Origin of the sequence: Serratia sp. LACPHL-BACT-2024-00286 (genome assembly GCF_043109535.1) — a bacterium.
GTDB classification, from domain to species: Bacteria; Pseudomonadota; Gammaproteobacteria; order Enterobacterales; family Enterobacteriaceae; genus Serratia; species Serratia sarumanii.
Map to the genome: position 1 here is coordinate 238,606 of NZ_JBICNA010000006.1, position 24,921 is coordinate 263,526.

General features: G+C 61.2%; 23 protein-coding genes. 19 read left to right on the top strand and 4 right to left on the bottom strand.

Annotated elements, in window-relative coordinates:
• Window positions 1-2 precede the first annotated feature (2 nt).
• From rsmH to lpxC, 15 genes are all read left to right on the top strand, one after another.
• Window positions 3-944, top strand: coding sequence for a 16S rRNA (cytosine(1402)-N(4))-methyltransferase RsmH (rsmH, locus tag ACF8MC_RS19135; RefSeq protein WP_033637099.1), 942 nt, complete (start codon window positions 3-5; stop codon window positions 942-944).
• Window positions 941-1,261 (top strand): cell division protein FtsL, encoded by a 321-nt coding sequence (ftsL, locus tag ACF8MC_RS19140; protein WP_012005204.1) that lies wholly within the window; start codon window positions 941-943, stop codon window positions 1,259-1,261. The genes rsmH and ftsL overlap by 4 nt, the downstream gene beginning before the upstream one ends.
• A 42-nt stretch (window positions 1,262-1,303) precedes the next feature.
• Window positions 1,304-3,067, top strand: coding sequence for a peptidoglycan glycosyltransferase FtsI (locus ACF8MC_RS19145; RefSeq protein ID WP_004932790.1), 1,764 nt, complete (start codon window positions 1,304-1,306; stop codon window positions 3,065-3,067).
• Complete coding sequence (gene murE / locus ACF8MC_RS19150; protein WP_049234067.1) at window positions 3,054-4,541, top strand: UDP-N-acetylmuramoyl-L-alanyl-D-glutamate--2,6-diaminopimelate ligase; 1,488 nt, start codon at window positions 3,054-3,056, stop codon at window positions 4,539-4,541. Before ACF8MC_RS19145 ends, murE begins: the two co-directional genes overlap by 14 nt.
• Window positions 4,538-5,899 (top strand): UDP-N-acetylmuramoyl-tripeptide--D-alanyl-D-alanine ligase, encoded by a 1,362-nt coding sequence (gene murF / locus ACF8MC_RS19155; RefSeq protein ID WP_033649202.1) that lies wholly within the window; start codon window positions 4,538-4,540, stop codon window positions 5,897-5,899. Before murE ends, murF begins: the two co-directional genes overlap by 4 nt.
• Window positions 5,893-6,975, top strand: coding sequence for a phospho-N-acetylmuramoyl-pentapeptide-transferase (gene mraY / locus ACF8MC_RS19160; protein WP_004932782.1), 1,083 nt, complete (start codon window positions 5,893-5,895; stop codon window positions 6,973-6,975). Before murF ends, mraY begins: the two co-directional genes overlap by 7 nt.
• Before the next feature lie 2 nt (window positions 6,976-6,977).
• Entirely contained in the window at window positions 6,978-8,297 is a 1,320-nt protein-coding gene (gene murD, locus ACF8MC_RS19165; RefSeq protein WP_033652914.1) for a UDP-N-acetylmuramoyl-L-alanine--D-glutamate ligase, read from the top strand.
• Window positions 8,294-9,496: a cell division protein FtsW gene (ftsW, locus tag ACF8MC_RS19170; RefSeq protein ID WP_004932776.1), complete on the top strand. Its 1,203-nt coding sequence runs from the start codon at window positions 8,294-8,296 to the stop codon at window positions 9,494-9,496. The genes murD and ftsW overlap by 4 nt, the downstream gene beginning before the upstream one ends.
• 3 nt (window positions 9,497-9,499) lie before the next feature.
• On the top strand, window positions 9,500-10,564 hold the full coding sequence (gene murG, locus ACF8MC_RS19175; protein ID WP_004932773.1) for an undecaprenyldiphospho-muramoylpentapeptide beta-N-acetylglucosaminyltransferase: 1,065 nt from the start codon (window positions 9,500-9,502) through the stop codon (window positions 10,562-10,564).
• Window positions 10,565-10,648: 84 nt separating this feature from the next.
• Window positions 10,649-12,124, top strand: a complete 1,476-nt coding sequence (gene murC, locus ACF8MC_RS19180; RefSeq protein WP_060438123.1) for a UDP-N-acetylmuramate--L-alanine ligase — start codon at window positions 10,649-10,651, stop codon at window positions 12,122-12,124.
• Window positions 12,117-13,037, top strand: coding sequence for a D-alanine--D-alanine ligase (locus ACF8MC_RS19185; protein WP_033641257.1), 921 nt, complete (start codon window positions 12,117-12,119; stop codon window positions 13,035-13,037). The genes murC and ACF8MC_RS19185 overlap by 8 nt, the downstream gene beginning before the upstream one ends.
• A gap of 1 nt (window position 13,038) precedes the next feature.
• A complete protein-coding gene (gene ftsQ, locus ACF8MC_RS19190; RefSeq protein ID WP_033637108.1) occupies window positions 13,039-13,890 on the top strand; it encodes a cell division protein FtsQ in 852 nt (283 codons plus the stop codon).
• The gene (gene ftsA / locus ACF8MC_RS19195) at window positions 13,887-15,143 is read left to right on the top strand and encodes a cell division protein FtsA (protein ID WP_004932758.1); all 1,257 of its coding nucleotides are present in this window, start codon (window positions 13,887-13,889) and stop codon (window positions 15,141-15,143) included. The genes ftsQ and ftsA overlap by 4 nt, the downstream gene beginning before the upstream one ends.
• Window positions 15,144-15,217: 74 nt before the next feature.
• The gene (gene ftsZ / locus ACF8MC_RS19200) at window positions 15,218-16,372 is read left to right on the top strand and encodes a cell division protein FtsZ (RefSeq protein WP_004932757.1); all 1,155 of its coding nucleotides are present in this window, start codon (window positions 15,218-15,220) and stop codon (window positions 16,370-16,372) included.
• Window positions 16,373-16,475: 103 nt separating this feature from the next.
• Window positions 16,476-17,393, top strand: coding sequence for a UDP-3-O-acyl-N-acetylglucosamine deacetylase (lpxC, locus tag ACF8MC_RS19205; RefSeq protein ID WP_025159644.1), 918 nt, complete (start codon window positions 16,476-16,478; stop codon window positions 17,391-17,393).
• A 104-nt stretch (window positions 17,394-17,497) separates the two neighbouring features.
• Here lpxC and ACF8MC_RS19210 read toward each other — a convergent pair whose 3' ends face one another.
• Window positions 17,498-18,013: a DUF721 domain-containing protein gene (locus ACF8MC_RS19210; RefSeq protein ID WP_033637110.1), complete on the bottom strand. Its 516-nt coding sequence runs from the start codon at window positions 18,011-18,013 to the stop codon at window positions 17,498-17,500.
• A 26-nt stretch (window positions 18,014-18,039) separates the two neighbouring features.
• On the opposite strand from ACF8MC_RS19210, the gene secM reads away from it, so the two are divergent.
• From secM to mutT, 3 genes are all read left to right on the top strand, one after another.
• Window positions 18,040-18,570, top strand: coding sequence for a secA translation cis-regulator SecM (gene secM, locus ACF8MC_RS19215; RefSeq protein WP_049213090.1), 531 nt, complete (start codon window positions 18,040-18,042; stop codon window positions 18,568-18,570).
• Between the two features lie 82 nt (window positions 18,571-18,652).
• Window positions 18,653-21,361: a preprotein translocase subunit SecA gene (gene secA, locus ACF8MC_RS19220; protein WP_049213091.1), complete on the top strand. Its 2,709-nt coding sequence runs from the start codon at window positions 18,653-18,655 to the stop codon at window positions 21,359-21,361.
• Between the two features lie 79 nt (window positions 21,362-21,440).
• Entirely contained in the window at window positions 21,441-21,845 is a 405-nt protein-coding gene (gene mutT, locus ACF8MC_RS19225) for an 8-oxo-dGTP diphosphatase MutT (RefSeq protein ID WP_033652916.1), read from the top strand.
• Between the two features lie 39 nt (window positions 21,846-21,884).
• On the opposite strand, the gene yacG is transcribed toward mutT, so the two are convergent.
• Genes yacG through coaE form a run of 3 tightly spaced genes read right to left on the bottom strand, consistent with a single transcriptional unit; the run spans window position 21,885 to window position 23,500 of the window.
• Window positions 21,885-22,076, bottom strand: coding sequence for a DNA gyrase inhibitor YacG (gene yacG / locus ACF8MC_RS19230; protein ID WP_004932737.1), 192 nt, complete (start codon window positions 22,074-22,076; stop codon window positions 21,885-21,887).
• A 51-nt stretch (window positions 22,077-22,127) separates the two neighbouring features.
• Complete coding sequence (gene zapD, locus ACF8MC_RS19235) at window positions 22,128-22,880, bottom strand: cell division protein ZapD (RefSeq protein WP_039568833.1); 753 nt, start codon at window positions 22,878-22,880, stop codon at window positions 22,128-22,130.
• Between the two features lie 5 nt (window positions 22,881-22,885).
• Window positions 22,886-23,500 carry a dephospho-CoA kinase gene (gene coaE / locus ACF8MC_RS19240; RefSeq protein ID WP_033637119.1) on the bottom strand — a complete coding sequence of 205 codons (615 nt, stop codon included), beginning with the start codon at window positions 23,498-23,500 and terminating at the stop codon, window positions 22,886-22,888.
• A 362-nt stretch (window positions 23,501-23,862) separates the two neighbouring features.
• On the opposite strand from coaE, the gene ACF8MC_RS19245 reads away from it, so the two are divergent.
• Window positions 23,863-24,906: a GMP reductase gene (locus ACF8MC_RS19245; RefSeq protein ID WP_015376656.1), complete on the top strand. Its 1,044-nt coding sequence runs from the start codon at window positions 23,863-23,865 to the stop codon at window positions 24,904-24,906.
• The last annotated feature ends 15 nt before the right edge of the window (window positions 24,907-24,921 follow it).

Here is a 24,921-nt window from a genome sequence, read left to right on the forward strand (position 1 = left end):
GCATGTTGGAAAACTATAAACACACCACCGTCCTGCTGGACGAAGCCGTCAACGGCCTCAACATCCGCAGCAACGGCATATATATCGACGGTACTTTTGGTCGCGGTGGCCATTCTCGTCTGATTCTGTCCCAACTGGGGCCGGAAGGACGCTTGCTGGCGATTGACCGTGACCCTCAGGCGATTGCAGCCGCCAAATCTATTGAAGATCCTCGTTTTACCATCGTACACGGCCCATTCTCCGAGTTGTCGCACTACGTGCGGGAACGTGAATTGGTGGGCAAGATCGACGGCGTTCTGCTCGATCTGGGCGTTTCTTCGCCGCAGCTTGACGACGCAGAGCGCGGGTTTTCCTTTATGCGCGATGGCCCGCTGGACATGCGCATGGATCCCTCCACCGGCCTGTCCGCCGCAGAGTGGCTGATGAAGGCCGAAGCGGACGACATCGCCTGGGTGCTGAAAACCTTTGGCGAAGAGCGTTTCGCCAAGCGCATCGCGCGCGCCATCGTGGAAAGAAACCGCGTGGAGCCGATGACGCGCACCAAAGCGTTGGCGGATCTGATTGCCGATGCCAGCCCGTTCCGTGAAAAGCACAAGCATCCGGCGACGCGCAGCTTCCAGGCGATCCGCATCTATATCAACAGCGAGCTGGAAGAGATCGAGCGTGCGCTCGACGGCGCGCTGGAAGTGCTGGCCCCACGGGGCCGTTTGTCGATCATCAGCTTCCACTCGCTGGAAGACCGCATCGTCAAACGCTTTATGCGTCACCACAGCCGCGGCGCCCAGGTGCCGGCGGGCATTCCGTTGACCGAAGAGCAACTGCGCAGCATGGGCGGGCGAACGCTGAAAGCGCTGGGCAAAATGATGCCGTCGGAAGCGGAAGTGGCGGACAACCCGCGTGCGCGCAGCTCGGTGCTGCGTATTGCTGAGAGGATGCCCGCGTGATCGGCAACGAACGTCACGGCCTGGTCGGGGTGATTGGCGGCGATCTGCTGCGCAATGCCAAGATCCCCCTGATTTTACTGATTGCGTCACTGGTCTCCGCGGTTTTCGTGGTGACCACCGCGCACCGCACCCGCCTGCTGACCGCCGAGCGCGAACAGCTGGTGCTGGAGCGCGATGCGCTGGATATCGAGTGGCGCAACCTGATTTTAGAAGAGAACGCCCTCGGCGATCACAGCCGGGTTGAACGTATCGCGACAGAAAAACTGCAGATGCAACACGTTGATCCATCGCAGGAAAATATCATCGTTAAACAATGAATGGTTTAACCGGAATAATGACACGGAGTAGAAAGGAAACGCATGAAAGCAGCGCGCCCCGGTAAGTTGAGACGCCAGGAAGATCAGGCCAGCTTTGTCAGCTGGCGTTTTGCGTTGCTGTGTGGCTGCATTTTGCTGGCGATGGTCGGCCTGATGCTGCGCGTCGCGTACCTGCAGGTCATCAACCCCGATCGTCTGGTGAAAGAAGGCGACATGCGTTCGCTGCGCGTGCAGGAAGTGCCGACCGCGCGCGGCATGATCAGCGATCGCGCCGGCCGTCCGTTGGCGGTCAGCGTGCCGGTCAATGCGGTGTGGGCGGATCCGAAAGAGCTGAACGAGCGCGGCGGTATCACGCTGGACAGCCGTTGGAAAGCGCTTTCCGATGCGCTGAACATCCCGCTGGACCAACTCTCCAACCGCATCAACGCCAACCCGAAAGGGCGCTTCGTTTATCTGGCGCGCCAGGTGAACCCGGCGATCGGCGACTACATCCACAAGCTCAAGCTGCCGGGGATCTACCTGCGGCAGGAGTCGCGCCGGTACTACCCGGCGGGGCAGGTGACGTCGCACATCATCGGCGTGACCAACATCGACGGACAAGGCATTGAAGGCGTCGAGAAGAGCTTCGACCGCTGGCTGACCGGGCAACCGGGCGAGAGAACGGTGCGTAAGGACCGCTTCGGCCGGGTCATCGAAGATATTTCCTCCGTAGACAGCCAGGCGGCGCACAACCTGGTGCTGAGCGTCGATGAACGCCTGCAGGCGCTGGTGTATCGCGAGCTGAACAACGCGGTGGCGTTCAACAAGGCCGAGTCGGGCACTGCGGTGCTGATCGACGTGAACACCGGCGAAGTGCTGGCGATGGCCAACAGCCCGTCTTACAACCCGAACAACATGGCCGGTACGCCGAAAGAGACCATGCGTAACCGTGCTATCACCGATATTTTTGAACCCGGTTCAACCGTGAAGCCGATGGTGGTGATGACCGCGCTGCAAAACGGCGTGGTGAGAGAAAACAGCGTGCTGAACACCATCCCGTACCGCATTCAGGGCCACGAGATCAAAGACGTGGCGCGGTACTCGGAGCTGTCATTGACCGGGATCTTGCAGAAGTCGAGTAACGTCGGTGTTTCAAAGCTGGCGTTAGCGATGCCGTCCTCAGCGTTAGTAGATACTTACTCTCGTTTTGGGCTGGGAAAAGCGACCAATTTGGGGCTGGTCGGAGAAAGCAGTGGCATATACCCAAAAAAACAACGGTGGTCTGACATAGAGAGGGCCACCTTCTCTTTCGGCTACGGGCTGATGGTAACTCCGTTACAGTTGGCGCGAGTCTATGCAACGATCGGCAGCCTGGGCGTATATCGCCCATTGTCGATCACCAAGGTTGACCCTCCGGTCGCCGGCGAGCGCGTTTTCCCTGAACCTCTGGTGCGCACCGTGGTGCACATGATGGAAAGCGTGGCCCTGCCGGGCGGCGGCGGCGTGAAAGCCGCCATCAAGGGATACCGTATCGCCATCAAAACCGGTACCGCGAAAAAAGTGGGCCCGGACGGCAAATACGTCAACCGATACATCGCTTATACCGCCGGCGTCGCGCCGGCAAGTAACCCCCGTTTTGCCCTGGTGGTCGTCATCAACGACCCGCAGGGTGGGAAATACTATGGTGGCGCAATCTCCGCGCCGGTGTTCGGTGCCATCATGGGCGGCGTATTGCGCACCATGAACGTCGAGCCTGACGCGTTGCCTACCGGTGACAAAAGCGAATTAGTGATTAACAAGAAAGAGGGTTCAGGTGGCAGATCGTAATTTGCGCGACTTACTCGCCCCGTGGGTGCCGACGGCACCCGGGCGCGCGCTGCGGGAAATGACATTAGACAGCCGTGTGGCGGCTGCCGGGGATCTGTTTGTCGCCGTTGTCGGCCATCAAACGGATGGACGCCGCTATATTCCGCAGGCCATCGCGCAGGGCGTCTCCGCCGTGATCGCCGAAGCTGACGGTCAGGCCGAAGACGGCGCCATCGTTGAAATGCACGGCGTGCCGGTGATCTACCTGAGCCAACTGAACCAGCGCCTTTCCGCGCTGGCCGGGCGTTTTTACCACCAGCCGGGCGAGCGTCTGCGTCTGGTCGGCGTGACCGGCACCAACGGCAAAACCACCACTACGCAGCTGCTGGCGCAGTGGAGCCAACTGCTGGGCGAAACCAGCGCGGTGATGGGCACCGTCGGCAACGGCCTGCTGGGCCAGGTGTGCCCGACCGAGAATACCACCGGTTCTGCGGTGGATGTTCAACACGTATTAAACGAGCTGGCGGAACAGGGCGCGACCTTCGCCGCCATGGAAGTTTCTTCCCACGGTCTGGTGCAACACCGGGTGGCGGCGCTGCCGTTCGCCGCGGCGGTCTTCACCAACCTGAGCCGCGATCACCTGGATTACCACGGTGATATGGCCAATTACGAGGCGGCCAAATGGTCGCTGTTCGCCGCCCACAGCGTGGGGCAGGCGATCATCAACGCCGACGATGAAGTCGGTCAGCGCTGGCTGAGCAAGCTGCCGGATGCGGTGGCGGTGACGATGCAGGGCAACCTGCAGCCGGGCGGCCACGGCCGCTGGCTGAAAACCACGGCGGTCGACTATCACGACAACGGCGCCACCGTTCGCTTCAGCTCCAGCTGGGGCGACGGCGAGATCGAAAGCCGCCTGATGGGCGCGTTCAACGTCAGCAACCTGCTGTTGGCCTTGGCGACGCTGCTGTCGCTGGGCTATCCGCTGGAGGCGCTGGTGGAAACCGGCAGCCGTCTGCAGCCGGTCTGTGGCCGCATGGAAGTATTTAACGCGCCGGGCAAACCGACGGTGGTGGTGGATTACGCCCACACGCCGGATGCGCTGGAAAAAGCGCTGGAAGCCGCGCGCCTGCACTGCCAGGGGCAGCTGTGGTGCGTGTTCGGCTGCGGCGGCGATCGCGACAAGGGCAAGCGTCCGCTGATGGGCGGCATCGCCGAACAGTTCGCCGATCGCGTGGTGATCACCGATGACAACCCGCGTACCGAAGAGCCGCGCGCGATTATCAACGATATCCTGACCGGATTGCTGGACGCCGGGCAGGCGCTGGTGATCCACGGCCGCGCCGAAGCGGTAACCAGCGCCATCATGCAGGCGCAGGAACAGGATGTGGTGTTGGTGGCGGGCAAAGGCCACGAAGATTACCAATTGGTAGGCAACCGCCGCCTGGATTACTCCGACCGCACGACGGTCGCCCGACTGCTGGGGGTGCTGGCATGATCCCTGTCTCTCTTCAGACACTGGCTGAGGTATTGAGCGCTGAGCTGATTGGCGCCGATTGCCAAATTGTCGAGGTGACGACAGACACCCGCAAGGTGACCGCCGGTTGCCTGTTTGTGGCGCTGAAAGGCGAGCGTTTCGACGCTCACGACTTCGCGGCGGATGCCGTAGCCGCAGGCGCCGGGGCGCTGCTGGTCAGTAAGCGCTTATTGGTGGACGTGCCGCAGCTGGTGGTGCAAGACACCCGTCTGGCGCTGGGGCAGCTTGGCGCCTGGGTGCGTCAGCAGGTGCCGGCGCGCGTGGTGGCGCTGACCGGCTCCTCGGGCAAGACATCGGTGAAAGAAATGACCGCCGCCATTCTGCGCGAATGCGGCGAAGTGCTGTATACCGCCGGCAACTTCAATAACGACATCGGCGTGCCGCTGACGTTGCTGCGTCTGGAACCGCAGCATGATTTTGCCGTGATAGAGCTGGGCGCTAACCACATTGGCGAAATTGCTTACACCACCGCATTGACGCGGCCGCAGACCGCTTTGGTGAACAACCTGGCGGCGGCTCACCTGGAAGGCTTTGGCTCGCTGGCCGGCGTCGCCCAGGCGAAAGGTGAAATCTTTACCGGCCTGCCGGCCGACGGCGTGGCGATCATCAACGCCGATAACAACGACTGGCCGCACTGGCAGAGCATGCTGGGCGGCAAAACCGTCTGGCGCTTCTCGCCGCAGGCCGCCGCAGGCGTGGACTTCTTCGCGGACGACGTGCGGGTAAACGGCGCGGGCACGCAGTTCACGCTGCACAGCCCGTTCGGCACCGCCGAGATCGCGCTGCCGCTGCCGGGGCGCCACAACGTGGCCAATGCGCTGGCGGCGACGGCGCTGGCGATGTCGGTGGGCGCCACCCTCGAAGCGGTGCGTCAGGGGCTGAAACAGCTGCAGGCGGTGCCGGGGCGTCTGTTCCCGGTGGCGCTGGCCGAAGGCAAGCTGCTGCTGGACGACAGCTATAACGCCAACGTCGGGTCGATGACCGCGGCGGCGCAGGTGCTGGCAGAGATGCCGGGCTACCGCGTGATGGTGGTCGGCGATATGGCCGAGCTGGGTGCGGAAGCGGAAGAGTGTCACCGTCAGGTGGGCGAAGCCGCCCGTCTGGCCGGGGTCGACAAAGTAATCAGCGTCGGCGGTTTGAGCCGCGTGCTGAGCGAAGCCTCCGGCAACGGCGAACATTATCAGGACAAGACAGCAGTGATCGCGCGCGTGGCGGAATTACTGTCGGAACATGCGGTCATTACCGTGTTAATCAAAGGTTCACGTAGTGCCGCAATGGAGCAGGTAGTACGCGCGTTACAGGAGAAAGCACCATGTTAGTTTGGCTGGCCGAGCATTTGGTCAAGTATTACTCAGGCTTCAACGTCTTTTCTTATCTGACGTTCCGAGCCATTGTCAGCCTGCTGACCGCGCTGTTCCTGTCGCTGTGGATGGGCCCGCGGGTGATCAAGCGCCTGCAAGAAATGTCCTTCGGCCAGGTGGTGCGTAACGACGGCCCCGAGTCGCACTTCAGCAAGCGCGGCACGCCGACCATGGGCGGCATCATGATCCTGACCTCCATCACCATTTCGGTGCTGATGTGGGCTTACCCGTCCAACCCGTATGTCTGGTGCGTGCTGTTCGTGCTGGTGGGGTACGGCATCGTCGGCTTCGTCGACGACTACCGCAAGGTGGTGCGTAAGGACACCAAAGGGCTGATCGCCCGCTGGAAGTATTTCTGGCAGTCGGTGATTGCGCTGATTGTCGCATTCGCCATGTACGCCGTAGGAAAAGACACGCCAGCCACCGAGCTGGTTGTGCCGTTCTTTAAGGACGTGATGCCGCAGCTGGGCCTGCTGTATATCCTGCTGGCCTATTTCGTCATCGTCGGCACCAGCAACGCGGTCAACCTGACCGATGGCCTGGACGGCTTGGCGATCATGCCGACGGTATTCGTGGCGGCCGGCTTTGCGCTGGTGGCCTGGGCGACCGGTAACATGAACTTCGCCAACTACCTGCATATTCCGTATCTGCGTCATGCCGGTGAGCTGGTGATCGTATGTACCGCCATCGTCGGCGCCGGCCTCGGGTTCCTGTGGTTCAACACCTACCCGGCCCAGGTGTTTATGGGTGACGTCGGGTCGTTGGCGCTGGGTGGCGCGCTGGGCACCATCGCGGTGCTGCTGCGCCAGGAGTTCTTGTTGGTGATCATGGGCGGCGTGTTCGTGGTAGAGACGCTGTCGGTGATCCTGCAGGTGGGATCGTTCAAGCTGCGCGGGCAACGCATTTTCCGCATGGCGCCGATTCACCACCACTATGAATTGAAAGGCTGGCCGGAACCGCGCGTTATCGTGCGCTTCTGGATCATTTCGCTGATGCTGGTGCTGATTGGCCTGGCAACGCTGAAGGTGCGTTAATCATGGCAGACTATCAGGGTAGAAAAGTCGTCATCATCGGGTTGGGCCTCACCGGCCTGTCCTGTGTCGATTTCTTCATGGCGCGCGGCGTGACGCCGCGCGTGATGGATACCCGTATCGCGCCGCCAGGGTTGGACAAACTGCCTGAAAGCGTGGAGCGCCATCTGGGCGATCTGAATCAGGACTGGCTGCTGGCGGCGGATCTGATCGTCGCCAGTCCGGGCGTCGCACTGGCGACCCCGGCATTGAGCGCCGCGGCGGACGCCGGCGTGGAAATCGTCGGTGACGTCGAACTGTTCTGCCGTGAAGCGCAGGCGCCGATCGTGGCGATCACCGGCTCCAACGGTAAAAGCACCGTCACCACCCTGGTGGGCGAGATGGCGAAAGCCGCCGGTTGGGCGGTGGGCGTGGGCGGCAATATCGGCCTGCCGGCGCTGAGCCTGCTGCGTCAGGAATGCCAGCTTTACGTGCTGGAGTTGTCCAGCTTCCAGTTGGAAACGACGTATAGCCTGCGAGCGGCGGCGGCGACCATCCTGAACGTGACCGAAGATCATATGGATCGCTATCCGTTCGGCCTGCAGCAGTATCGCGGCGCCAAGCTGCGCGTGTATGAAAACGCCGCGGTGTGCGTGGTGAACGCCGACGACGCGCTGACCATGCCGGTGCGCGGCGCCGACGCGCGCTGCGTCAGCTTCGGCGCCGACGTGGGCGACTATCACCTGAACCGTCAGCAGGGCGAAACCTGGCTGCGGGTGCGCGGTGAGAAGGTGCTGAATACGCGCGAGATGAAGCTGACCGGCCGCCACAATTACACCAACGCCCTGGCGGCGCTGGCGTTGGCGGATGCGGTCAATATTCCGCGCGCGTCCAGCCTGAAGGCGCTGACCACCTTCACCGGCCTGGCGCACCGCTTCCAGCTGGCCTGGGAGAACAACGGCGTGCGTTGGATCAACGATTCCAAAGCCACCAACGTCGGCAGCACCGAAGCGGCGCTGAACGGCCTGCAGGTAGACGGCACGCTGCATCTGCTGCTGGGCGGCGACGGCAAGTCCGCCGATTTCTCGCCGCTGGCGCGCTATCTGCAGGGCGACAACGTGCGTCTGTACTGCTTTGGCCGCGATGGCGCCCAGCTGGCACAGCTGCGGCCGGAGGTGGCGACGCTGACCGAGACCATGGAGCAGGCGATGCGCACCATCGCCGGCCGCGTACAGCCCGGCGACATGGTATTGCTGTCGCCGGCCTGCGCCAGTCTCGATCAGTTCCGTAATTTTGAAGTGCGCGGCGATGAGTTCGCCCGCCTGGCGCAGGAGCTTGGCGGATGAAACTACGCTTGCCGAACTTCGGGCTGACAGAACGGATGAAAGACTGGGTGACCGGCGCGCGCGACAACGATGCGGTCAACATGGTGCTGTACGATCGCACCCTGCTGTGGCTGACCTTCGGGTTGGCGATCATCGGCTTCGTGATGGTGACCTCGGCGTCGATGCCGATCGGCCAACGCCTGGCGGACGATCCGTTCCTGTTCGCCAAACGTGACGCGCTGTACCTCGGCCTGGCGTTCGGTCTGTCGCTGGTGACGCTGCGTATCCCGATGGAAGTTTGGCAGCGTTACAGCAACGTGATGCTGCTGATGTCGATCGTGATGCTGCTGATCGTGCTGGTGGTGGGGAGCTCGGTAAACGGGGCCTCGCGCTGGATCGCGCTCGGCCCGCTGCGTATTCAGCCGGCGGAGCTGTCCAAGCTGTCGCTGTTCTGCTACCTGGCGAGCTATCTGGTGCGCAAGGTGGAAGAGGTGCGCAGCAACTTCTGGGGCTTCTGCAAGCCGATGGGCGTGATGGTGGTGCTGGCGGTGCTGCTGCTGGCGCAGCCGGACCTCGGTACCGTGGTGGTGCTGTTCATCACCACGCTGGCGATGCTGTTCCTGGCCGGCGCGAAAATGTGGCAATTCCTGGCGATCATCGGCTCCGGCGTGTTCGCCGTGGTGCTGCTGATCATCGCGGAACCGTACCGTATGCGCCGCGTGACCTCGTTCTGGAACCCGTGGGCCGACCCGTTCGGCAGCGGCTACCAGCTGACCCAGTCGCTGATGGCGTTTGGCCGCGGCGAGTTCTGGGGGCAGGGGCTCGGCAACTCGGTGCAGAAACTCGAGTATTTGCCGGAAGCGCACACCGACTTCATCTTCTCCATTTTGGGTGAAGAACTGGGCTATATCGGTGTGGTTTTAGCCCTGTTAATGGTATTCTTCGTCGCTTTTCGCGCGATGTCCATCGGGCGCCGCGCGCTGGAGATCGACCAACGCTTCTCCGGCTTCCTGGCCTGCGCGATCGGCGTATGGTTCAGCTTCCAGGCGCTGGTTAACGTCGGCGCCGCGGCGGGCATGCTGCCGACCAAAGGTCTGACGCTGCCGCTGATCAGTTACGGCGGTTCAAGCTTGCTGATTATGTCGACGGCCATCGTGCTGTTGCTGCGAATTGATTATGAAACGCGCCTGACCAAGGCTCAGGCGTTTGTGAAGAGGTAAGGGATGAGCGGGAAACCTAAGCGTTTAATGGTGATGGCAGGCGGTACCGGCGGGCACGTGTTCCCGGGGCTGGCGGTCGCGCATCATCTGATGGCGCAGGGCTGGCAGGTGCGCTGGCTCGGAACCGCAGACCGAATGGAAGCCGATCTGGTGCCGAAGCACGGGATCGAGATTGATTTTATCCGCATCTCCGGCCTGCGCGGCAAAGGCCTGAAGGCCCAGCTGACTGCGCCGCTGCGGATCTGGCAGGCGGTGCGCCAGGCGAAAGCCATCATGCGCAGCTATCAGCCGGATGTGGTGCTGGGGATGGGCGGTTACGTTTCCGGCCCCGGCGGCCTGGCGGCCTGGCAGTGCGGCATCCCGGTGGTGCTGCACGAGCAGAACGGCATCGCCGGCTTGACCAACCGCTGGCTGGCGCGCATCGCCGCCAAAGTGATGCAGGCCTTCCCCGGTGCGTTCCCGAACGCCGAGGTGGTGGGCAACCCGGTGCGCACCGACGTGTTGGCGCTGCCGTTGCCGGCGGAGCGGTTGCAGGGGCGCGAAGGCCCGATCCGCGTGCTGGTGATTGGCGGAAGTCAGGGCGCGCGCGTGCTGAATCAGACAGTTCCTGAAGTCGCGGCGCGTTTGGGCGATAGAATTACGCTCTGGCATCAGGTTGGCAAAGGCGCGCTGGAAACGGTGCTGCGCGACTACGAAAGGGTAGGGCAGACGCAGCACAAGGTGACCGAGTTCATCGACGACATGGCCGCCGCCTACGCCTGGGCCGACGTGGTGGTCTGCCGCTCCGGCGCGTTGACCGTCAGCGAAATCGCGGCGGCGGGGCTGCCGGCGATCTTCGTGCCGTTCATGCATAAGGATCGTCAGCAGTACTGGAACGCGCGCCCGCTGGAAGAAGCCGGCGCGGCGAAGATTATCGAACAGCCGCAGTTCAACGCCGATGTGGTGGCCGAACTGCTGGCGAGCTGGGATCGCAAGACGCTGCTGGCCATGGCCGAGAAAGCGCGCGCGGTCGCCATTCCGGACGCCACCGAGCGCGTGGCGGCGGAGCTGGTGCGGCTCGCCAAGTAACGAGTGCAGGGGTTCGGTGCGCCGAACCTGAATAAAAGCAATGTGATGTAGGGCCGGGGTACCGGATCCGGATTAGAGAGAGTGATGAATACACAACAACTGGCGAAACTACGTACTATCGTGCCCGAGATGCGTCGCGTCCGGCACATTCACTTTGTCGGCATCGGTGGTGCCGGCATGGGTGGTATCGCCGAAGTGTTGGCAAACGAAGGGTATCAGATCAGCGGCTCCGACCTGGCGCCGAATCCGGTCACCCAACAGTTGAGCGCGCTCGGGGCGACGATTTACTTCAATCACCGTCCGGAAAACGTGCTGGATGCGAGCGTGGTGGTGGTGTCTACCGCCATCTCCGCCGACAACCCGGAGATCGTCGCCGCCCGTGAAGCGCGCATCCCGGTGATCCGCCGCGCAGAGATGCTGGCGGAGCTGATGCGTTTTCGCCACGGCATCGCTATCGCCGGCACGCACGGCAAAACCACCACCACGGCGATGGTTTCGAGCATTTACGCCGAAGCCCGCCTGGACCCGACCTTTGTCAACGGCGGGCTGGTGAAGGCGGCGGGCACCCACGCGCGACTGGGGTCCAGCCGTTATCTGATCGCGGAAGCGGATGAGAGCGATGCGTCGTTCCTGCATCTGCAGCCGATGGTGGCCGTGGTCACCAATATCGAAGCCGACCACATGGACACCTACCAGGGCGACTTTGAGAACCTGAAGCAGACGTTTATCAATTTCTTGCACAACCTGCCGTTCTACGGCCGCGCGGTGATGTGCATCGACGATCCGGTAGTGCGCGAGCTGTTGCCGCGCGTGGGTCGCCACATCACCACCTATGGCTTCAGTGAAGATGCCGATGTGCGCATCGAAGACTACCGGCAGATTGGGCCGCAGGGGCACTTTACCCTGAGCCGTCAGGACAAGCCGTTGCTGACGGTGACGCTGAACGCGCCGGGCCGCCACAATGCGTTGAACGCCGCAGCGGCGGTAGCGGTAGCGACCGAAGAAGGCATCGAAGACGAAGATATCCTGCGCGCGCTGGCGGGCTTCCAGGGCACCGGGCGCCGCTTCGATTTCCTCGGCGAGTTCCCGCTGGAGCCGGTCAACGGCAAAGCGGGCAGCGCGATGCTGGTGGACGACTACGGCCACCATCCGACCGAAGTGGACGCCACGCTGAAAGCGGCGCGCGCCGGCTGGCCGGACAAGCGTCTGGTGATGATCTTCCAGCCGCACCGTTATACGCGCACCCGCGATCTGTACGACGATTTCGCCAACGTGCTGTCGCAGGTGGATGTGCTGCTGATGCTCGACGTGTACGCCGCCGGCGAAGCGCCGATCCCGGGCGCGGACAGCCGTTCGCTGTGCCGCACCATCCGCAGCCGCGGCAAGCTGGATCCGATCCTGGTTTCCGATGCCGATACCGTGCCGGAAACCCTGGCGCAGCTGCTGCAGGATGAAGACCTGGTGCTGGTGCAAGGCGCCGGCAACGTGGGCAAAATCGCCCGTAAACTGGCCGAGCTGAAGCTGCAGCCGCCGAAGAAAGAGGAGGAGCACCATGGCTGATAAAGTTGCAGTTCTGCTGGGCGGCACCTCCGCTGAACGTGACGTTTCCCTGCAATCCGGCGCCGCGGTGCTGGCCGGGTTGCGCGAAGCCGGTATCGATGCGCACGGCGTCGATACCCGCGATTTCCCGGTGACCCAGCTGAAAGAGCAGGGGTTCACCAAAGTGTTTATCGCGCTGCATGGCCGCGGCGGCGAGGACGGCACCCTGCAGGGGCTGCTGGAGTTCCTCGAGCTGCCTTATACCGGCAGCGGCGTGATGGCCTCGGCGCTGACCATGGACAAATGGCGCACCAAGATGGTGTGGCAGTCGATGGGCTTGCCGGTGGCGCCTTACGTGGCGCTGAATCGCCAGCTGTATCTCGGCGCTGAAAAAGCAGCGCTGCTGGCGCGCGTGGCGGATCTCGGCCTGCCGCTGATCGTCAAGCCGAGCCGCGAAGGCTCCAGCGTCGGCATGAGCAAGGTCACCGAGAGCGCCGCGTTGGAAGCCGCGCTGGAAGAGGCCTTCCGTCATGACGACGATGTGCTGGTGGAGAAATGGCTGAGCGGCCCGGAATATACCGTGGCGATGCTGGGCGACCAGGTGCTGCCGTCGATCCGCATCCAGCCGGCCGGCGTGTTTTACGACTATCAGGCCAAGTACATTTCGGACGACACGCAGTACTTCTGCCCGAGCGGTTTGAGCGCCGAGCAGGAAGCCGAGATGGCGGCGTTGGCGCTGCGCGCCTATCGCGGCCTGGACTGCAGCGGCTGGGGCCGCGTCGACGTGATGCAAGACAGCGATGGCAGCTTCTATCTGCTTGAGGTGAATACCTCTCCGGGCATGACCAGTCATAGCCTGGTGCCGATGGCGGCGCGCCAGTTTGGATTAAGCTTCTCGCAGTTGGTGGCGAGAATTTTGGAGTTGGCCGACTGATATGTCGCAAGCTGCCCTGAATGCGCGCGATCGCGAGGTGGATAACGGCCCGCGCCGCAGCAATGGAACCCAGTTGGCGGGAATGATTTTCCTGCTGATGGTGTTGGGAACGGTCGTGTGGAGCGGTTGGGCGGTGCTTGGCTGGATGAAAGACGCCAGTCGCCTGCCGCTCTCAAGGCTGGTGGTGACCGGCGAACGCCACTACACCACCAACGATGATATTCGTCAGGCGATCCTGGCGCTGGGCGCGCCCGGCACCTTTATGACGCAGGATGTGGACGTTATCCAGCAGCAGATCGAGCGTCTGCCGTGGATCAAGCAGGCCAGCGTGCGCAAACAATGGCCGGATGAGCTGAAGATCCATCTGGTGGAGTACGTCCCGGTGGCGCGCTGGAACGATTTGCACATGGTGGACGCCGAGGGCAAAGCGTTCAGCGTGCCGGCGGAGCGGGCGGGCAAGCAGAAGCTGCCGCTGCTCTACGGGCCGGAAGGGAGCGAGCAGGATGTGCTGGAAGGCTATCGGGCGATGAGCGCTTCGTTGGCGGCCAGCAAATATACGCTGAAAATGGCGGCGATGACCGCGCGCCATTCCTGGCAGCTGGCGCTGGACAACGATGTCCGGCTTGAGCTGGGGCGCGATGACCGCAATGGGCGTTTGCAGCGGTTTATCGAGCTTTACCCGGTATTGCAGCAGCAGGGCCAGGCGGAGAGCAAGCGTGTCAGCTATGTCGATCTGCGCTACGAGTCCGGCGCTTCGGTAGGGTGGGCTCCGGTGTTGGTCGATCCGCAGGCGCTTGGCGGTCAGCAAAACAGTAATCAGCAACAGAATCAGGCACAGGCAAAACAACAATGATCAAGTCGACGGACAGAAAACTGGTAGTTGGACTGGAGATCGGTACTGCAAAAGTCTCCGCGTTGGTAGGGGAAGTTCTGCCCGATGGCATGGTCAACATTATCGGGGTGGGCAGTTGCCCGTCTCGCGGTATGGATAAGGGTGGCGTAAACGACCTGGAGTCGGTGGTGAAGTGCGTACAGCGCGCCATCGATCAGGCCGAGCTGATGGCGGACTGCCAGATTTCCTCGGTGTATCTGGCGCTGTCGGGCAAACACATCAGCTGCCAGAACGAAATCGGCATGGTGCCGATCTCGGAAGAGGAAGTGACGCAGGACGACGTGGAGAACGTGGTGCACACCGCCAAATCGGTGCGCGTGCGCGACGAACACCGCATTCTGCACGTGATTCCTCAGGAATACGCCATCGATTATCAGGAAGGCATCAAAAACCCGGTTGGGCTGTCCGGCGTGCGCATGCAGGCCAAGGTGCATCTGATTACCTGCCATAACGATATGGCGAAGAACATCGTCAAGGCCGTGGAACGTTGCGGCCTGAAAGTTGACCAACTTATTTTCGCCGGTCTGGCCGCGAGCTACGCGGTGCTGACCGAAGATGAACGCGAACTCGGCGTTTGCGTGGTGGATATCGGCGGCGGCACCATGGATATGGCGGTGTACACCGGCGGTGCGCTGCGCCACACCAAAGTGATCCCTTATGCCGGGAACGTGGTCACCAGCGATATCGCCTACGCCTTCGGCACGCCGCCGACCGACGCGGAAGCGATTAAAGTTCGACACGGCTGTGCGCTTGGGTCGATTGTTAGCAAGGATGAGAATGTAGAGGTGCCTAGCGTCGGGGGACGTCCTCCGCGCAGTCTGCAAAGACAGACGCTGGCTGAAGTCATTGAGCCACGCTACACCGAACTGTTGAATCTGGTTAACGATGAAATTTTGCAATTGCAGGAGCAACTGCGTCAGCAAGGGGTGAAGCATCATCTGGCGGCAGGTATCGTGCTGACCGGTGGCGCCGCCCAGATTGATGGCCTGGCAGCCTGTGCGCAACGGGTGTTCCACACCCAGGTACGCATCGGCCAACCCTTGAACATCACGGGTCTGACGGATTATGCGCAGGAGCCTTACTACTCGACGGCGGTAGGTCTGCTGCACTATGGAAAAGAGTCTCACCTGAGCGGTGAGACGGAAGTAGAAAAACGCGCCTCGGTGGGCAATTGGTTTAAACGCATCAATAGCTGGCTGAGAAAAGAGTTTTAATGTTTCAACAAAGAGATCATGCTGAGTAATCTTTTTATGATCTCGCAGCGACAGGCACAAAACGGAGAGAAACTATGTTTGAACCAATGGAACTAACCAATGACGCGGTGATTAAAGTCATCGGCGTCGGCGGCGGCGGTGGCAACGCCGTTGAACACATGGTGCGCGAGCGCATCGAAGGTGTTGAATTCTTCGCTGTGAACACGGACGCCCAGGCGCTCCGCAAAACGGCGGTTGGCCAAACCATCCAGATCGGTAGCGGTATTACCAAAGGTCTGGGTGCGGGCGCGAACCCGGAAGTGGGTCGCAATTCAGCGGAAGAAGACCGCGAAGCCCTGCGCGCAGCGCTGGACGGCGCAGACATGGTCTTCATCGCGGCCGGCATGGGCGGCGGTACCGGTACCGGTGCGGCGCCAGTGGTGGCTGAAGTGGCTAAAGATTTGGGTATTCTGACCGTGGCCGTGGTGACCAAGCCTTTCAACTTCGAAGGCAAGAAGCGCATGGCATTCGCGGAGCAGGGTATCGCTGAGCTGTCCAAACACGTGGACTCGCTGATCACCATCCCGAACGACAAATTGCTGAAAGTTCTGGGGCGCGGCATCTCTCTGCTGGACGCGTTCGGCGCGGCCAACGACGTGCTGAAAGGCGCGGTGCAGGGTATCGCCGAGCTGATCACCCGTCCGGGCCTGATGAACGTCGACTTCGCCGACGTGCGCACCGTGATGTCCGAAATGGGCTACGCGATGATGGGTTCCGGCGTGGCTTGCGGTGAAGACCGTGCCGAAGAAGCTGCCGAAATGGCGATCTCCAGCCCACTGCTGGAAGACATCGACCTGTCCGGCGCGCGCGGCGTGCTGGTCAACATTACCGCCGGCTTCGACCTGCGTCTGGATGAGTTCGAAACCGTGGGTAACACCATCCGTGCGTTCGCTTCCGACAACGCGACCGTGGTTATCGGTACCTCGCTGGATCCGGAAATGAACGACGAACTGCGCGTTACCGTGGTTGCAACCGGTATCGGTATGGACAAGCGTCCTGAAATCACCCTGGTGACCAATAAACAGGCCAGCCAGCCGGTGATGGATCACCGTTATCAGCAGCACGGCATGTCGCCTCTGCCGCAGGAAGTGAAACCTGCCGCCAAGGTGGTCAACGACCAAGCTGCGCAACCGAATAAAGAGCCCGACTATCTTGATATTCCAGCCTTCCTGCGTAAACAGGCAGACTAAGAATATCCTGAGAATTTGGAATCTCCGCTCTTTGTGCTAAACTGTCCCGCCAGCCATGCTGTATGCTTGGCTGGTAGGATGGATAACATTGCGAGATAAAACGATGATCAAACAAAGGACATTAAAACGTATTGTTCAGGCGACTGGCGTCGGTTTGCATACCGGCAAGAAAGTCACGCTGACAATGCGCCCAGCGCCGGCTAATACCGGGGTCATCTATCGTCGCACTGACTTGAATCCACCGGTTGATTTTCCGGCTGATGCAAAATCCGTGCGTGATACCATGCTCTGTACTTGCCTGGTGAATGAGCATGACGTGCGTATTTCGACCGTTGAGCACCTCAACGCCGCGCTGGCTGGGTTGGGCATCGACAACATCGTCATCGAAGTCGACGCCGCTGAAATCCCAATCATGGACGGCAGCGCCAGTCCGTTCGTGTTCTTGCTGCTGGATGCCGGCATCGAAGAACTGAACTCGGCGAAGAAATTCCTGCGTCTGAAAGAGACCGTGCGTGTTGAAGATGGCGACAAATGGGCCGAGCTGTCCCCGCATAACGGGTTCCGCCTGGACTTCACCATCGACTTCAACCACCCGGCTATCGACGCCAGCTCTCAGCGCTATCGTCTTGATTTCTCGGCTGAGTCGTTCGTGCGTCAAATCAGCCGCGCGCGCACCTTCGGGTTCATGCGCGACATCGAATACCTGCAGTCCCGCGGCCTGGCCCTGGGCGGCAGCTTCGACTGCGCCATCGTGGTGGATGACTACCGCGTGCTGAACGAAGACGGCCTGCGTTTCGAAGACGAATTCGTACGTCACAAAATGCTGGACGCCATCGGCGACCTGTTCATGTGCGGCCACAACATCATTGGCGCGTTTACCGCGTACAAGTCTGGCCACGCGTTGAACAACAAACTGCTGCAGGCCGTGCTGGCCAAGCAGGAAGCGTGGGAATACGTGACCTTCCAGGACGAAGCCGAAATGCCGTTGGCATTCAAGGCACCGTCTACCGTATTGGCGTAAGGTCTGAATTCCTCGCCCGCTGCGAATAACGGCAGGCGCATCCTCTGAGAGCCTGAGCATTCAGGCTCGTGATGCGGTCTGATGTTTTGCAGTTGTGTCGCTGATTACTTATCACGACTGGTTGTGTTGGTACCCTCTCCGGCCAATGCAGCCAGCCGTTCCAATATCTTGCGCAGTTTTTCCGGGCTACGGCTCGCCAATCCTCTCAGTTCTTCCGCACTTTCCAGACTCAAATGCCGCATCGGCACCGGTTTTTCCGGCGCTTTCTCTGCGTTTTGCACCTGGTGGCTGCCTTTCGCCATCAAGGCCGGATTAATCCTGATGTCGATCGACGACAATGATGGTAGAATTTGCGCTCGTAGTGCAGACAGCAAAGCGGGTTGTTCGTAGCGCAAGCGCATCATCCAACTGGCATTTGCCGTTTCGAGCACTAAAATACCCTGTCGGAAATTCGCGACGCGGCACCAGGGATGCAGGGGAGCGGGCAACAGGCCCTTCACTGCACGGTTAAGCTTGAGCAGCGCCACCGCGCGTTGCTGGACGTTATGCAGCGGCCCTTTGCTGCCGGCAGACGCGTCGTCGAACAGGACATCTAATAATTGTGGACGGCTATCGCGCATAATGGGCTCCGGCGGATTATAAACTCGTGATCGGTATTCTAAATCGTTGGCGACAATTTGGCAGACGTTATTTCTGGCCCCATCTCCTGTTAGGGATGGTTGCGGCCACGCTTGGCGCGTCTTCCAGTTTGTCCGGCGCCCCCGATCAGGCCGCACTGCCGAATACGTCGTCCAGCCTTAACCGGCAAAATGCGGCCAATGGTACCTTCAACAGCCTGGCCCTGCTGCAGGACGCGCACCGCCGTCCTACCTTCAGCGTAGATTATTGGCAGCAACATGCGCTGCGCACCGTCATTCGTCACCTTTCTTTCGCGCTGGCGCCGCAGGCGGTTTATGCGCGGGTGCAGGAGAGCGAAACCCAAGCGGAACCCCCTTTGCAGGTGGCGCAACTGGCGCTGCTGTCCACCCTCAACGCGCTGCTGACGCACGAGCCGAAGCCGCCGACCATCATTCGCCATACCCACCTTGAGGTGCTGCCAACGCTGGCAAGGCACCAGACCGGCCTGTGGGTGGCGCAGGTACAGGGCATTCGCGCCGGGCCTGCCGCGCTCGTCTGACTCCGCCCTTCGGGCACAAAAACCATAAATAATAGCAAGTTGACTGCCGTGTCAGGCCGTCATGACAGAGATATCAAACATCATGTTAGTGAAATTATTAACCAAAGTTTTTGGCAGCCGTAACGATCGTACCCTGCGCCGCATGCGCAAAGTGGTTGAGCAGATCAACCGCATGGAACCGGACATGGAAAAACTGTCCGATGATGAGCTGAAAGCGAAAACCAACGAATTCCGCGCGCGCCTGGAGAAGGGCGAATCGCTGGAAAGCCTGATCCCGGAAGCCTTCGCCGTAGTGCGTGAGGCGAGCAAACGCGTGTTCGGCATGCGTCACTTCGACGTGCAGCTGCTGGGCGGCATGGTGCTGAACGATCGCTGCATCGCCGAGATGCGCACCGGTGAAGGTAAAACCCTGACCGCCACGCTGCCGGCTTACCTGAACGCCCTGAGCGGCCGCGGCGTGCACGTCGTGACCGTCAACGACTATCTGGCGCAGCGTGACGCCGAAAACAACCGTCCGCTGTTCGAGTTCCTCGGCCTGAGCATCGGTATCAACCTGCCGGGCATGCCGGCGCCGGCCAAGCGTGAAGCTTACGCCGCCGACATCACCTACGGCACCAACAACGAATACGGTTTCGACTACCTGCGCGACAACATGGCGTTCAGCCCGGAAGAGCGCGTGCAGCGCAAACTGCACTATGCGCTGGTGGATGAGGTGGACTCCATCCTGATCGATGAAGCGCGTACGCCGCTGATCATCTCCGGCCCGGCCGAAGACAGCTCCGAGATGTACATCAAGGTCAACAAGCTGATCCCTAAACTGATCCGCCAGGAAAAAGAAGACTCCGACACCTTCAAGGGTGAAGGGCACTTCTCGGTGGATGAGAAGGCGCGCCAGGTCCACCTGACCGAACGCGGCCTGATCCTGATCGAAGAGATGCTGGTGGAAGCCGGCATCATGGATGAGGGCGAGTCGCTGTACTCGCCGACCAACATCATGCTGATGCACCACGTTACCGCCGCGCTGCGCGCCCACGTGCTGTTCACCCGCGACGTTGACTACATCGTGAAAGACGGCGAAGTGATCATCGTCGACGAACACACCGGCCGTACCATGCAGGGCCGCCGCTGGTCCGACGGCCTGCACCAGGCGGTGGAAGCCAAAGAAGGCGTGGAGATCCAGAACGAGAACCAGACGCTGGCTTCGATCACCTTCCAGAACTACTTCCGTCTGTACGAGAAGCTGGCGGGGATGACCGGTACCGCTGATACCGAAGCCTTCGAATTCAGCTCGATCTACAAGCTGGACACCATCGTGGTGCCAACCAACCGTCCGATGATCCGTAAGGACATGCCGGATCTGGTATATATGACCGAGAAAGAGAAGATCGGCGCCATCATCGAAGACATCCGCGAGCGTACCGCCAAAGGCCAGCCGGTGCTGGTGGGTACCATCTCGATCGAGAAATCCGAAGTGGTTTCCCGCGAACTGACCAAAGCGGGCATCGAGCACAAGGTGCTGAACGCCAAATTCCACGCCATGGAAGCGGATATCGTCGCCCAGGCCGGCCAGAGCGGCGCGGTGACCATCGCCACCAACATGGCGGGCCGTGGTACCGATATCGTGCTGGGCGGCAGCTGGCAGGCCGAAGTGGCGCTGCTGGAAGCGCCAACCGAAGAGCAGATCGAAGCCATCAAAGCCGCCTGGAAAGAACGCCACGACGCGGTGCTGGCGGCAGGCGGCCTGCATATCATCGGCACCGAGCGCCATGAATCGCGCCGTATCGATAACCAGCTGCGCGGCCGTTCCGGTCGTCAGGGCGATGCCGGTTCATCCCGCTTCTACCTGTCGATGGAAGATGCCCTGATGCGTATCTTCGCTTCGGATCGCGTGTCCGGCATGATGCGTAAACTGGGTATGAAAGAAGGCGAAGCGATTGAGCACCCGTGGGTGACCAAGGCGATCGCCAACGCCCAGCGCAAGGTAGAGAGCCGCAACTTCGACATCCGTAAGCAGCTGCTGGAATACGACGACGTCGCCAACGATCAGCGCCGCGCCATCTACAGCCAGCGTAACGAATTGCTGGACGTGTCCGACGTGAGCGAAACCATCGCCAGCATCCGCGAGGACGTGTTCAAGAGCACCATCGACAACTACATCACGCCGCAGTCGCTGGAAGAAGAGTGGGACATTCAGGGGTTGGAAGAGCGCCTGAAGAACGACTTCGATCTGGAGATGCCGATCGCACAATGGCTGGACAAAGAGCCGGAGCTGCACGAAGAGACGCTGCGCGAACGCATTCTGGAGAACGCCAAAGAGCAATACCAGCGTAAGGAAGACGTGGTCGGCAGCGAAATGATGCGCAACTTCGAGAAGGGCGTGATGCTGCAGACGCTGGATTCCCTGTGGAAAGAGCACCTGGCGGCGATGGACTACCTGCGTCAGGGTATCCACCTGCGCGGTTATGCGCAAAAGGATCCGAAGCAGGAGTACAAGCGCGAATCCTTCAACATGTTCGCCACCATGCTGGAATCGCTGAAATATGAAGTGATCAGCGTGCTGAGCAAGGTTCAGGTGCGGATGCCGGAAGAGGTGGAAGCGCTGGAACAGCAGCGCCGTGAAGAGGCCGAGCGCCTGGCGCAGCACCAACAGTTGAGCCACCACGACGAGAACGCGCTGGTGACCGAAGATCCGAACGCGCCGGCGACCGCCGAGCGTAAAGTGGGCCGCAACGATCCATGCCCATGCGGCTCCGGCAAGAAATACAAGCAGTGCCACGGCCGCCTGCAGTAATGCCGGCCGCGGTTAACCGATAACACCAGGGGTTCAGCTTGCTGAGCCCCTGTTTTTTGACACCCATCAGGAGGGTGAGATGAAACATCTGAATATCGCCGTGGGCATCATCCGCAATGCGCAACGGGAGATCTTTATTACCCGCCGCGCCGCCGACGCGCATATGGCCGGGTTCTGGGAGTTTCCCGGCGGCAAGATCGAACAGGGTGAAACGCCGGAACAGGCGCTGAGCCGCGAGCTGCGGGAAGAGACCGGTATCGAAGCCGAACGTGCCGAGCTGCTGGAGGTGGTGGAGCATCGCTTCAGCGATCGCATCGTGACGCTGAATTTTTATCTGGTGGAGGCCTGGGCAGGCGAGCCGTTCGGCCGTGAAGGGCAACCGATGCGCTGGGTAAAACAGGCGGATCTGCGTGAAGACGAATTCCCGGAAGCCAACGTCGGCATCATCCGACTGTTGGTGGCGCAGGCGAACGCCGCGCAATGACAAGCGTGGCCTGGCGCCCGCCAGGCCAACCGTGGGCGATCAGCGATCGTCCATTTCACTCCAGTCTTCGCTTTCCGACAGATCGCTGTTGCTCGGAATGCGCTTCTCTTCATCGGCCCACTCGCCGAGATCGATCAGCTGGCAGCGCTTGCTGCAAAACGGCCGGAACGGGCTGACTTCACCCCAAACCACGCCGGTGCCACAGGTTGGGCATTTTACTACGGTCGTCATAACGGTTCCTTACGCCTTCTGTCAGTGCTGAGAAGGCTTTCTTTCAGAAGTTCAACAACAGGCCAGTTCGAACGTCAGGCGTTCAGGCACCACGCCATTTTCGCTGTCCAGCGGCAGGAAACGAATGGCATAGCGGGTCTTGTGGCCGGAAATCTGCGGATAAAGCTGCGGCGCCAGATGGAGGCGCAGGCGCAGCAGATCTGCCCCTTCGGCATTATCCTGGAAAAAGCCGTTCAGGCTGATTTGATTGCGGAACGGCCCGGACTGGCGGATCAGATCCAGCACCATGGTCAGCGCCTGGTTCAGCGGATCCAGCGACTGCAGCCAGGTGGCGACGTCGGCGTCGCGATCCTGCTGCGGCGCGTGCATCCACATGTGCAGGGTCGGCAGATCGAAGCTGCAGCAGCCGCCGGGAATGTTCAGCCGTTGACGCACCAGGCCGATCAGCCGGTCTTCACGCAGCGCCTGGCCGAGGCGCGGCGCCGCCATCAGCGCCGATGCACGCGACTTCAACTGGCCGCGCAGCTGGTCGATCAGCGCCATGTCCACGCCCGGCACATCGGCCCAGGCCAGCAGTTTTTGCTGCTGGCGCTCCAGCTCTTTGAGCAGTTCGGTGCGCACTTCGCCGCGTTCCAGCACGTCGAGCAAGTCGGAGACGGTGCGAAAGAAGGTGAGGGCGATGGCGGTTTCACTCAGGGCGCGTTGGCCGTGCAGCTGTTGCAGCAGGAATTCGATGCGCAGCCAGGTGCGCATTTTTTCGTTCAGCGGGTGTTCAAAGAGAACGGTTGGGGAAACATCACTCATGCAGTTTAATCCTGTTGGGGCGCTGTTGCCGCCAGTTCAAGGTAGCGACGATGCAGTGCGGCGACCTGTGGCTCTATCCCCTGAGCGGCGCCGCTGTTGTCAATAATGTCATCCGCCACGGCGAGGCGCTGCCGGCGCGTGGCCTGGGCGGCGAGAATGCTTTGCGCCTGCTCACGGCTGACGCCGTCGCGCGCGATGGTGCGAGCCAGCTGGGTTTCGGCGTCGACGTCGATCACCAGCACCCGATCGGCGCGATCCTGCAGGCCGTTTTCCACCAGCAGCGGCACCACCCACAGCGCGTACGGGCTGGCGGCCTGCGCCAGTTGGCGCTGGGTTTCACGGTGTATCAGCGGATGCAGCAGCTGGTTCAGCCAGGTTTTGTCATCGGGATGGCTGAAGATGCGCTGACGCAGCGCAGCACGGTTCAACGCGCCGTCCGGCAGCAACATTTCATTACCAAATCGTTCGGCGATCGCGGCCAAGGCAGGGGTGCCCGGCTCGACGACCTGACGGGCGATCACGTCGGCATCGACAAGGGTTGCGCCGTGGCGCGCAAAGGCGTTCGCGACGGTCGTCTTGCCGCTGCCTATGCCCCCGGTCAACGCAACAATGTAGGCCATGGTGTTAGGTGCATCCGATGTTCATAAAAAAATAATAGTCGAATCATAAAGCGATCGCGCAGAAGTGCAAGTCGGCAGGCGGCGCTTGCGCGTCGGCACCGTTCGGGCGGCGAGAAAAAGCGCAGCGGCACGGCAAAAATGAGCGGGCAATCACACTGCGATTATGCAGGTAAATTTGTCGGATTGTAGCGTAAATAAAGGCGAATTCGCAGTCTTGTTCGGCGATTATTAGCGCGTATGATAGCGTCACTGGAACTGGCATTAATCTCGCCGCCGTCTTTTTGCGCCACTGGAAAGCCGTCGGGCAGAGGTTCGAATATCCTCCTTGCGATCCGTCGCCATTAACCAGGAAATCAGAAGTCATGCGTATTGAAGAAGATTTGAAGTTGGGCTTTAAAGACGTGTTGATCCGCCCTAAGCGCTCCACGCTGAAAAGCCGCTCCGAGGTTGAACTGGAACGTCAGTTTACCTTCAAGCATTCAGGTTGCAGCTGGTCCGGCGTGCCGATTATCGCCGCCAACATGGACACGGTGGGCACCTTCCGCATGGCCGAGGCCCTGGCTTCTTTCGACGTTCTCACCGCCGTACACAAACATTACAGCGTCGAGCAATGGGCTGACTTCGTGCAGCGCATGCCGGAATCGGTGCTGCGCCACGTGATGGTGTCCACCGGCACCTCCGAAGCCGACTTCGCCAAAATGCAGCAGATCCTGGCCCTGTCTCCGGCGCTGAAATTCATCTGCATCGACGTGGCCAACGGCTACTCTGAACACTTCGTCGCCTTCCTGCAGAAAGCGCGCGAAGCCTGCCCGAATCACGTGATCTGCGCCGGCAACGTAGTGACCGGCGAGATGGTGGAAGAGCTTATCCTCTCCGGCGCCGACATCGTTAAGGTTGGCATCGGCCCGGGCTCAGTCTGTACTACCCGCGTGAAGACCGGCGTGGGCTACCCGCAGCTGTCGGCGGTGATCGAATGCGCCGATGCGGCCCACGGGCTGGGCGGCCAAATCGTCAGCGACGGCGGCTGCTCGGTGCCGGGCGACGTCGCTAAAGCCTTCGGCGGCGGCGCTGACTTCGTGATGTTGGGCGGCATGCTGGCCGGCCACGACGAGTGTGAAGGCACCGTGGTGGAAGAGAACGGCGAAAAGTTCATGCTGTTCTACGGCATGAGCTCCGAGTCGGCGATGAAGCGCCACGTCGGCGGCGTGGCGGAGTATCGCGCGGCCGAAGGCAAAACCGTCAAGCTGCCGCTGCGCGGCGAGGTGGAGTTTACCGTGCGCGATATCCTCGGCGGCCTGCGCTCTGCTTGCACCTACGTTGGCGCTGAGCGCCTGAAAGAGCTGACCAAGCGCACCACCTTTATCCGCGTGGCGGAGCAGGAAAACCGCGTATTCGGCAGCAAATAAGCCGCACCTTGCATT